This window comes from Aureimonas sp. Leaf324 (assembly GCF_001423245.1).
Taxonomy (GTDB): domain Bacteria; phylum Pseudomonadota; class Alphaproteobacteria; order Rhizobiales; family Rhizobiaceae; genus Aureimonas.
The window spans coordinates 17,257-26,395 of record NZ_LMOH01000003.1 but is presented as its reverse complement, the minus strand read 5'-3'; the positions used below and the strand labels follow the sequence as shown (position 1 = coordinate 26,395).

At 67.1% G+C, this 9,139-nt stretch carries 11 protein-coding genes and 1 tRNA gene; 4 read left to right on the top strand and 8 right to left on the bottom strand.

The window, feature by feature from the left end; all coding sequences use genetic code 11:
- Nucleotides 1–20: 20 nt before the first annotated feature.
- A tRNA-Leu gene (locus tag ASF65_RS04085) sits at nt 21–105 on the bottom strand.
- Nucleotides 106–283: 178 nt separating this feature from the next.
- Between ASF65_RS04085 and lipB the strand changes: the two genes are divergently transcribed.
- From lipB to ASF65_RS04065, 4 genes are read left to right on the top strand one after another with little or no spacing between them, the layout of a single operon-like run.
- Nucleotides 284–1,033: a lipoyl(octanoyl) transferase LipB gene (gene lipB, locus ASF65_RS04080; RefSeq protein WP_055885779.1), complete on the top strand. Its 750-nt coding sequence runs from the start codon at nt 284–286 to the stop codon at nt 1,031–1,033.
- On the top strand, nt 1,030–1,485 hold the full coding sequence (locus ASF65_RS04075) for a YaiI/YqxD family protein (protein WP_055885564.1): 456 nt from the start codon (nt 1,030–1,032) through the stop codon (nt 1,483–1,485). Before lipB ends, ASF65_RS04075 begins: the two co-directional genes overlap by 4 nt.
- 57 nt (nt 1,486–1,542) lie before the next feature.
- A complete protein-coding gene (locus ASF65_RS04070; protein ID WP_055885562.1) occupies nt 1,543–2,370 on the top strand; it encodes a cytochrome b/b6 domain-containing protein in 828 nt (275 codons plus the stop codon).
- Nucleotides 2,367–3,146: a molybdopterin-dependent oxidoreductase gene (locus ASF65_RS04065; protein ID WP_055885560.1), complete on the top strand. Its 780-nt coding sequence runs from the start codon at nt 2,367–2,369 to the stop codon at nt 3,144–3,146. Before ASF65_RS04070 ends, ASF65_RS04065 begins: the two co-directional genes overlap by 4 nt.
- Here ASF65_RS04065 and ASF65_RS04060 read toward each other — a convergent pair whose 3' ends face one another.
- From ASF65_RS04060 to ASF65_RS21900, 7 genes are all read right to left on the bottom strand, one after another.
- On the bottom strand, nt 3,147–3,899 hold the full coding sequence (locus tag ASF65_RS04060) for an ATP12 family protein (RefSeq protein ID WP_244486553.1): 753 nt from the start codon (nt 3,897–3,899) through the stop codon (nt 3,147–3,149).
- A complete protein-coding gene (locus ASF65_RS04055; RefSeq protein WP_055885559.1) occupies nt 3,896–4,585 on the bottom strand; it encodes an HAD-IA family hydrolase in 690 nt (229 codons plus the stop codon). Before ASF65_RS04055 ends, ASF65_RS04060 begins: the two co-directional genes overlap by 4 nt.
- Nucleotides 4,585–5,574, bottom strand: coding sequence for an RluA family pseudouridine synthase (locus ASF65_RS04050; RefSeq protein WP_055885557.1), 990 nt, complete (start codon nt 5,572–5,574; stop codon nt 4,585–4,587). Before ASF65_RS04050 ends, ASF65_RS04055 begins: the two co-directional genes overlap by 1 nt.
- 71 nt (nt 5,575–5,645) lie before the next feature.
- Entirely contained in the window at nt 5,646–6,023 is a 378-nt protein-coding gene (crcB, locus tag ASF65_RS04045) for a fluoride efflux transporter CrcB (RefSeq protein WP_200939997.1), read from the bottom strand.
- Between the two features lie 4 nt (nt 6,024–6,027).
- A complete protein-coding gene (locus ASF65_RS04040; RefSeq protein ID WP_055885771.1) occupies nt 6,028–7,296 on the bottom strand; it encodes a replication-associated recombination protein A in 1,269 nt (422 codons plus the stop codon).
- 72 nt (nt 7,297–7,368) lie between these two features.
- Nucleotides 7,369–8,808, bottom strand: a complete 1,440-nt coding sequence (locus ASF65_RS04035; RefSeq protein ID WP_082505161.1) for a DegQ family serine endoprotease — start codon at nt 8,806–8,808, stop codon at nt 7,369–7,371.
- A 102-nt stretch (nt 8,809–8,910) separates the two neighbouring features.
- A complete protein-coding gene (locus tag ASF65_RS21900) occupies nt 8,911–9,081 on the bottom strand; it encodes a hypothetical protein (protein WP_156369159.1) in 171 nt (56 codons plus the stop codon).
- Nucleotides 9,082–9,139: the final 58 nt, after the last annotated feature.

Below are 9,139 nucleotides of genomic sequence, written 5' to 3'. Positions count from 1 at the left end.
TGAGGGAATTCAAGCAAGGCTGGTGCGGTCGAGAAGACTCGAACTTCCACGGGTTGCCCCACAGCGACCTCAACGCTGCGCGTCTACCAATTCCGCCACGACCGCACGCCGTGTTCCGGTCCGAAGGCCGGCCCGGTCTGTCTCGACCGGTGGCGGCGATGTAACAAACGCCCCGGAGGCACACAAGCCTTTTCGCAGCGCCGCCCGTATTCTTTTTTCATGACGGCGGCTCGGAACGCGCAAGCCCTTTGCGCACCGGCCTTTGCGGCGCTATCTCAGCCGCATGGACAACCCGACTCCACGCGACGCGCTCGACACCGGAAGCTTTTTTGCTCGATCGGACAGCCCTCCGGTCGAGTGGACCGTGGTCGACGGGAGAATCGACTACCCCGCGGCGGTGGCGCTGATGGAGGATCGGGCCGCTCTCGTGGCGGACGGCACGGCGCCGGAGGCAGTGTTCCTGGTGGAGCATCCCCCGCTCTATACGAGCGGCACCAGCGCACAGGAGAGCGATCTTCTCGACGCGGCTCGCTTCCCGGTCTTTCGCTCCGGGCGCGGCGGCGAGTTCACCTACCACGGACCGGGACAGCGGGTGGCCTACGTCGTTCTTGACCTGAAGCGTCGTCGGCAGGACATCCGGGCCTTCGTTGCCGCACTCGAGGAATGGGTGATCTCCGCGCTCGGAGAGTTCCAGGTCCGCGGGGAACGCCGTGAGGACCGGGTCGGCGTCTGGGTGCGGCGACCCGAGCGCCCGCCCCTTCCCGGCGGCGAGCCGGCCGAGGACAAGATCGCCGCGATCGGCATCCGCGTTCGCAAGTGGGTGACCTTCCACGGGATCAGCCTCAACGTTGATCCCGACCTTTCCCACTTCGACGGCATCGTTCCCTGCGGCATCCGCGGCTACGGCGTGACCAGCCTTCTCGACCTCGGCCTCGTCGTCTCCATGCCCGAAGTCGACGTCATCCTGCGCGGTCGTTTCGAGACGATCTTCGGCGCGACCGTCACGCCCGTCCTCGATCGGAGCGCGCCATGACCGCTCGGGTTATCGTCGACGCCGACGCCTGCCCGGTGAAGGACGAGGTGATGGACGTCGCGGACAGGCTCGGAGCCGGCGTCGTGCTCGTGTCGAACGGCGGGATGCGCCCATCGCGCTATCCCGGCGCCCGCATCGTCAGCGTCTCCAGCGGCTTCGACGCGGCCGACGACTGGATCGCGGAAGAAGCGACCGCCGACGACGTGGTGATCACGGCGGACATTCCGCTGGCGTCCCGGGCTCTGGAAAAGGGCGCGGTCGTCCTCGGCCCCGACGGGCGGCCGTTCACGCCGGCCAACATCGGTGCGGCCCTGTCCTTCCGCTCGTTCAACCAGCATCTTCGCGAAACCGGCGCATCGAGCGGCTACAACAAGCCGTTCACGCCGGCCGACCGCTCGCGCTTTCGCCAGGAACTCGACAAAGCTCTGCGCCGCGTCATCATCGCACCGTGATGCGTCCGCGCGCCTCGTCTAGACGTAGCTTGGCACACGGCTTTTGATGGACGGCTTATGAAGCTTCTCGCCAAACGCGACGGCCCGCTGGTGTATCGGCAGCGATTCTTCACTCGCCTCACCCACTGGATCTGGGTCGTCTGCCTGTTCTTCCTGCTCCTCTCGGGGTTGCAGATTTTCATGGCGAGGCCCGATCTCTATATCGGACAGCAGTCGGGCTTCGATTTCGAGAACCGCGTGCTCAGCATCGGTGCCGCCTTCGACGAGGGCGAACTCGGCGGCGTGACGACGGTCTTCGGAAAGAGCTTCGACACGACCGGCGCCCTCGGTGTGATCGAGGACGAGAACGGCGACTTCCGGCCGCAGACCTTTCCCGGCTGGATGACGATCCCCTCCTACCGCGATCTGGCGACCGGGCGCGTCGTTCATTTCTTCTTCGCATGGGCGCTGGTCGGCACGCTGCTGGTCTGGCTGGTGGGGAGCCTTCTCAACCGCCACCTGACGCGGGAGATCCTGCCGCGCGGTCGCGATTGGGCGGCCCTGCCCCGCGACATCGCCGACCATGCCCGGCTTCGGCTCCACCACAAGCGCACCTACGGCCCGCTGCAGAAGCTCTCCTACTTCGCGATCCTCATCGTGGTTCTGCCGCTGATGGTGGCGACCGGGCTGACGATGTCTCCGGGAATGAACGCCTGGGCGCCCTGGACGCTCGATCTCTTCGGCGGGCGGCAGACGGCCCGCACCATCCACTTCGTGCTGATGCTCACGCTCGTCGGCTTCTTCGTGGTGCACATCGCGATGGTATTGCTGGCTGGCCCGATCAACGAGATGCGATCGATGATCACCGGCTGGATGCGGGTAGACGGCAAGGAGGACGCCCGATGAAGACGTTCCTCGACCGACGCCGCTTTCTCGGCGGCATGGCCGCCGCGTCGACGCTGCCGCTGTCCGGCTGCTTCGATCCGCTGGTCGCCAGCGACTCCGAGGTCCGGGGCATCCTCGAAAGCGCCAACACGCTGACCTACAAGGCGCAGCGGCTGCTTCTCGGATCCGATCACCTCGCGCGCGAGTTCGATCGCTCGGAAATTCGCCAGCCGATGCGACCCAATGGGTCGACGAACCCGCAGGACGAGCCGTACCTCGCCCTCGCCCGCAACGGCTTTCAGGACTACCGTCTGTCCGTTACTGGCGCCGTGCGTACCCCGCTCTCCCTGTCGCTCGCCGACCTTCAGGCCATGCCGTCGCGCACGCAGATCACCCGGCATGACTGCGTCGAGGGCTGGAGCTGCATTGCGGAATGGACCGGCACGCCGCTGGGTCTCGTGCTCGATCAGGCGGGCGTCGCCCCTTCGGCACGATACGTCGTGTTCCTCTGCTTCGATACGCTCGACAACGGGTTCAACGGTCCGATTCGCTATTACGAATCGATCGACCTCCTCGACGCGCGGCATCCGCAGACGATCCTCGCCTACGGGATGAACGGCTCGGCGCTGCCGGTCGCCAACGGAGCGCCCGTGCGCGTGCGGGTCGAGCGGCAGCTCGGCTACAAGATGGCCAAATACATCCGGGCGATCGTCGTGACCGATTCCCTCGTCGCCTATGGCGAGGGCAAGGGCGGCTTCTGGGAAGACCGCGGCTACGAGTGGTTCGCCGGGATCTGATCAGCGGCGCAGGAAGAGGTCGGCCGCGCGCATGTCGGTGAACCGGGATGCGCGGCGCGCCTGCGCTTCCTCGTCTTCGCCCCAGAGCGAGATGTTCCAATCCTCGTCGACATGCGCGAGCCGCCAAGCCTCCGCGACGTCGAGCCGCCCCTCGGCGACGGCGAGCGCCAGAATCAGCGAGCCCGTCAACGTCGTCATCTGGTGGAGGCCGGCCAGTCGGAACGGATCGATTTCCTCGGCAAGGCGAGCACGCAGCGCCGTGACCGTCGCGGGATTCTGAGCGACGTGCATGACGCCGGCCGCCGTCGCCAGCCGGGCGCCGAACCGCTCCTCGACCCAGTCGGCAAGCGGGTCCCAGGCTTCGGCCTGCCGGGCGACCAGTCGCTCGGGTTCGTCCGCCCGGTAGGCGATGAGGTCGGTCTCCGCGTAGCGAGCCAGATCGTCGCGCGTGGCGGCGGGATCGTTGGCGACACCGTCGAGAACCGTGTTGGCCAAGCGCGTGACCGGCATCGTCGCCGGGTCGATATGGGTCTTCTGCCCCTCCCATTCCGCCGCGACCGCTTCGGCGATCGTGCGGTCGGGCAGCGCCAGAAGGGTGCGGATGGGTGTGCGGACCGGACGGCCGTCGAGACGGATCTCGAAACCGCCCGCGGTCTCCTCGACCGTGACGTCTTTATAGAAGCGTTTTGGCAGTTCCGGCTTCAGGATCGGGTTCGACATGGCGGGAAGGCCCTGCTGCAGTTCGTCTCTCATGCGGACATCACCAGCGATGGCTTTTCGCCCAGCCAGTCGTCCAGTGTCGCCTCGAGCTCGGCCACCGTCGCGGAAACCCCGCTCGCGCCCGCGCTTCGAAGGGCGTCCTCCAACTGGGCGCCCCACGCCACGCCCCAGCCGACCGCGCCGGCCGCAACGGCCATCTGCATGTCGTAGACGGCGTCGCCCACCACAAGCGTGTCCTCCGGCCTGACGCCAAGGGCGTCGCAACACTCGCTGACCATCGCGGGGTGCGGTTTCGAAGGGCAGTCGTCGGCCGTGCGCACCGCCGGGAAGATCCCGTGCAGGTCATGCGCCTCGACGACGTGGGACACGCCGCGACGCGATTTGCCGGTCACCATGCCGAGGAGAACGTCCTCGCGGCGGGCCAGGCGGCGGAGCATCGGCTCGATGCCGGGAAACAGGCGCTCGGGAAAGCTGCCCTCTGCCCGGATTTCGTGGAACGCCTCGCGATAGGTATCGACCAGCGCCGGCAGGTCGGCGGGTGCGATCGTCGGCGCCAGGCGATGGATCGCCAGATCGAGCGACAGCCCGATGATGCCGCGGGTCGCAGCGTCATCGGGTTCCGGCAGCCCCGCCTTCTCGAAGCAGCGGCGCATCGTCTCGCAGATCAGGCCGAAGCTGTTGGCCAGCGTCCCGTCGCAGTCGAAGAGGATCGCACGCATCAGTCGTTCTCGGCTGCCTCGTCGAAGCCGAACAGGTTCCAGGTCTGAACCATGTGCGGCGGCAGAGGCGCGATCTGGTCGATGCGGCGCCCGCCGTCGGGGTGCGGAATGATGATCCGCCGGGCGTGGAGGTGTAGCCTCTGCTGAACGCCGCCCGGAAACTCCCAGTTGGTGTCGTGCTCGAAATACTTCGGGTCGCCGAGGATGGGATGGCCGATATGGGCCGCGTGGACGCGCAGCTGGTGCGTGCGTCCGGTATAGGGCTCCATCTCGATCCAGGCGAAAGCCTGCGCCACCTGATCCACGACGCGATAATGCGAGAGCGCATGGTCGGCGCCCTCCTCGCCGTGCTTGGCGATCCGCATCCGGTCGCCGTCGAGGGTCGGCTCCTTCACGAGATAGGTGGAGATCCGACCTTCGTGCGGGGCGGGTACCCCCTTCACAAGCGCCCAATAAAATTTCTTGGTGTCGCGCTCGCGGAACGCCTTGGTCAGCGAGACGGCCGCCCCGCGGGTCCGAGCCACCACCAGGATGCCGGACGTGTCGCGGTCGATACGGTGAACGAGGCGCGGTTTCTCGCCCTTCTTGCTGCGCCAAGCCTCCAGCATCCCGTCGACGTGCCGGTTGACGCCCGATCCGCCCTGCACGGCCAACCCGGCCGGCTTGTTGAAGACGTAGACCTTCTCGTCCTCGTAGATCAGCATCTGGGCGAGGACATCGCCGTCATGCTTGTCACGCATCGTGTTGGGTGTGAGGACGGCCGTCCGCGGCCGTCCGGCATCGACGCCCATCGGCGGCACGCGGATCATCTGTCCGGCCTCGAGCCGCGTGTCGGTCTTGGCGCGGCCGCCGTCGATGCGCACCTGCCCCGACCGCAGAAGCTTCTGGAGGTGTCCGAACCCAAGGCCCGGATAATGAATCTTGAACCAACGATCGAGGCGCAGGCCCGTCTCGTCCGCCTCCACCCTGATCTGCTCGACTACCGACATTTTCTTTTCCTATCGCTCTTGCCAAGGGCGATACAGCATTCGGCGCGCGGCCGGAACACCGGCGGCGATCTTCAGCCGAACTGACGGACGAGGGCCAGCCCGGCTGCAAGCGCCAGAAGCCCGACGATCGTCGACAGCCCGACGTAGAGCAACGCCATCCCTTGGGCGCCGCCCTCCCAAAGGCCAACGGCATCGAGGCTGAAGGAGGAGAAGGTCGTGTAGCCACCGAGCACGCCCACCGCGAGAAAGAGACGCCACTCCGGCGGCATCTCCACATGACGGCCGAGCCAGGCCATCAGCGCGCCCATCGCGAACGATCCGGTGACGTTGACGAACAATGTCCCGTACGGGAATCCAAGCCCCAGCCAGCGACCGGCCGCCAGCGACACGCTGTAACGCGCGACGCTGCCCAGCGCCCCGCCGATCGCGACCAGGACGACGTTCAGCACCGGCCTACCTCCGCCGTTCCTGCCGGAGGCGGGCCCAGCGCTCCATCCGCTCGGCGATCCGCGCTTCCTCGCCGCGCCCGGTCGGCTTGTAGAAGTCGACGCGGCCCATCGCCTCCGGAAAATAGTCCTGTCCGGAAAAGGCGTCGGGCGCGTCGTGGTCGTAGGCGTAGCCCGACCCGTAGCCTTCGTCCTTCATCAGCTTGGTCGGCGCATTCAGGATATGGCGTGGCGGCAGCAGCGATCCATGCTCCTTGGCCGCCCGCATCGCCGCCTTGTAGGCGACATAGACGGCGTTTGATTTCGGCGCGGACGCGAGATAGACGACCGCCTGCGCCAGCGCCAGTTCGCCCTCGGGCGAGCCCAGATAATCGTAGGCGTCCTTGGCCGCGTTCGCGACGAGAAGCGCCCGCGGATCGGCGAGGCCGATGTCCTCGGACGCCATGCGCACGATGCGTCGGCCGAGATAGAGCGGATCTTCGCCCGCATCGAGCATCCGGCAGAGATAGTAGAGCGCCGCATCGGGATCGGACCCACGGACCGACTTGTGAAGCGCCGAAATCAGGTTGTAATGGCCGTCCTGGCCTTTGTCGTAGATCGGCGCCCGCCGTTGCACGACGGACCGCAGCCCCTCGCCGTCGAGCATCTCGCCCGGTCGTGCTGCGCGCCAGACCTCTTCGGCGAGCGTCAGCACGGCGCGCCCGTCGCCATCGGCCATTCGCACCAGCATCTCGCGCGCCGCCTCGTCCAGCGGCAGCGGACGCTTCATCGCCTCTTGCGCGCGATCGAGAAGCTGCCCGAGGCTTTCGGCATCGTGCGCCCGGAAGGTCAGGACGCGCGCACGCGACAGAAGCGCCGCATTCAGTTCGAACGACGGGTTGTCCGTGGTCGCGCCGACCAGCACGATGGTTCCGTCTTCCATCACCGGCAGGAAGGAATCCTGCTGGGCCCGGTTGAAGCGATGGATCTCGTCCACGAACAGAAGCGTCTGCCGGCCAGTCGTGCGCCGCAGGCGCGCCGCCTCGAAGACCTTCTTGAGGTCGGCGACGCCCGTGAAGATCGCGGAGATCTGCTCGAACGCGTAGTCCACCTCCCGCGCGAGAAGCCGGGCCACGGTGGTCTTGCCCGAGCCCGGCGGACCCCACAGGATCACCGAGCCGAGCGACCCGCTTTCCAGCATGCGCGTCAGCGCGCCCTCGGGACCGGTCAGGTGCTCCTGGCCCACGACGTCGGCAAGACGCCCCGGCCGCAGGCGTTCGGCGAGCGGCCCGCCGATGGGCGCGGCCCTGCTCTCGCTGGGCCTCGATGGCTGGGGGGTGGGATCGGCGAAGAGGTCGGTCACGTCGGATCAGCGCACGGTCTGGACGAGCCGCTGCCCGTTCCGGTCGACCTCGATACGCCAGCCGGCCCGCTCGTTCGCCGCATCCTCCTCCAGTTCCTCGGTGGAGACGACGTCCCGGCCATTCAGGCTCGCGATGATGTCCTTCGGCCGCAGGCCGAGGCGTGCTGCGGGCGAATTGCGGTCGACTTCCGTCACCACGACGCCATCGGCCGTCTGCGGCATGTCCAGTTCGCCCGCAAGGCGTGGCGACAGGTTGGCAATCGTCGCACCGGCGAAGGGCGTGCGTCCATCCAGCTTTCGCTGGTCGCGGGCGGGCGTCTCGGGTGCCGCCTCCAGGGCGAGCCGTACCCGTTCCCGCTTTCCATCGCCCGCCATGACCTCCAGCTCCGCCTCGCGGCCGAGCCCTGCCGTCGCGAGCCGATAGCCGAGCGTGTCGGGATTATCGACGGGAAAGCCGTTCATCGAGAGAACGACGTCGCCCTCGCGCAGGCCGGCCTCGTCGGCCGGCGTCCCGCGTCGAACCATCTGCACCAAGGCTCCGGTCGGCCGATCGAGGCCCAGCGCTTCCGCCATGTCGGCCGTCACCACAACGAAGCCGGCGCCGATGTAGGGCCGCTCGAACGGACGCCCCTCGCGGGCCGCATGCGCGAAGGCACGGACCATGTTCGAGGGAATGGCAAAGCCGATTCCATTGGAGCCGCCCGTCCGCGAGAAGATCGCCGTGTTCACGCCGACGAGTTCGCCGCGCATGTCGACCAGCGCCCCGCCGGAGTTGCCGGGATTGATCGCGGCATCGGTCTGGATGAAATAGCCGACGTCGTTGACGCCGACATGCGTACGCGCAAGCGCCGACACGATCCCGTTCGTCACCGTCTGCCCAATCCCGAACGGATTGCCGATGGCGAGCACCAGGTCACCAATCTGGGTCGTATCCGAATCGGCGATCGCAATGCTCGGGAACGGCTCATCGTCCTCGATCTTCAGGACGGCGAGGTCGGCCTGCTCGTCCTTCGACAGAATACGCGCATCGTATTCCCGCCCGTCCGCCAGCGCGACGCGGACCTCCTCGGCATCCGCGATGACGTGATGGTTGGTCACGACCAACCCGGCGGGATCGACGATGACCCCGGACCCGAGCGAGGATTCGCGCCGGGTGCGCCCTTCCCCGCGACCGAAGAACTGCTCGAAGAACGGATCGCCCGCGAAGGGCGTGCGGACCGGCACCTGACGCGCCGCGTAGACATTGACGACGGCCGGCGCGCTCTTTCGCACCAAGGGTGCGAAACTGAGCTTCACCTCCGCGTCCGATGCCGGGACGCGTTCGGCGGACGCCGCCGGCGCGATCGGTGCCGGGGCGGTGGGAGACTGGGCGGCTGCGGCGGCGGACAGTGCGATGAGAGCCAGGGCCCCGACGCCATTTCCGAGGATCAGTTCGCGTAGCTTCATGGTCACCCGCCTCGACAATCGAATCATGCGCTCGGTATCGCGCTCAGTTCGAACGAAAAAAGGGCCTCGCGGCCCTTTTTCCATCATTATCATTGGTGGCACTCAGTGCGCGGTGACATCCTGCTGGATGTCGACCGATGCCGTCACCGGCAACTCTGCCGTCGCATAGCTTGCGGTCAGGATGCCGAAAGCAAAGACGGCGCCCAGAAGGGTCAGCATAGTACGACGCATCGAGAACTCGCTCGTGTGGGTGGAAGCGGTCCTATTTTCCATGATATCCGTAAAATCCGTCTAAACTCGCCGCAGAGCCCCTCGGCGGTCGCCCCATTCG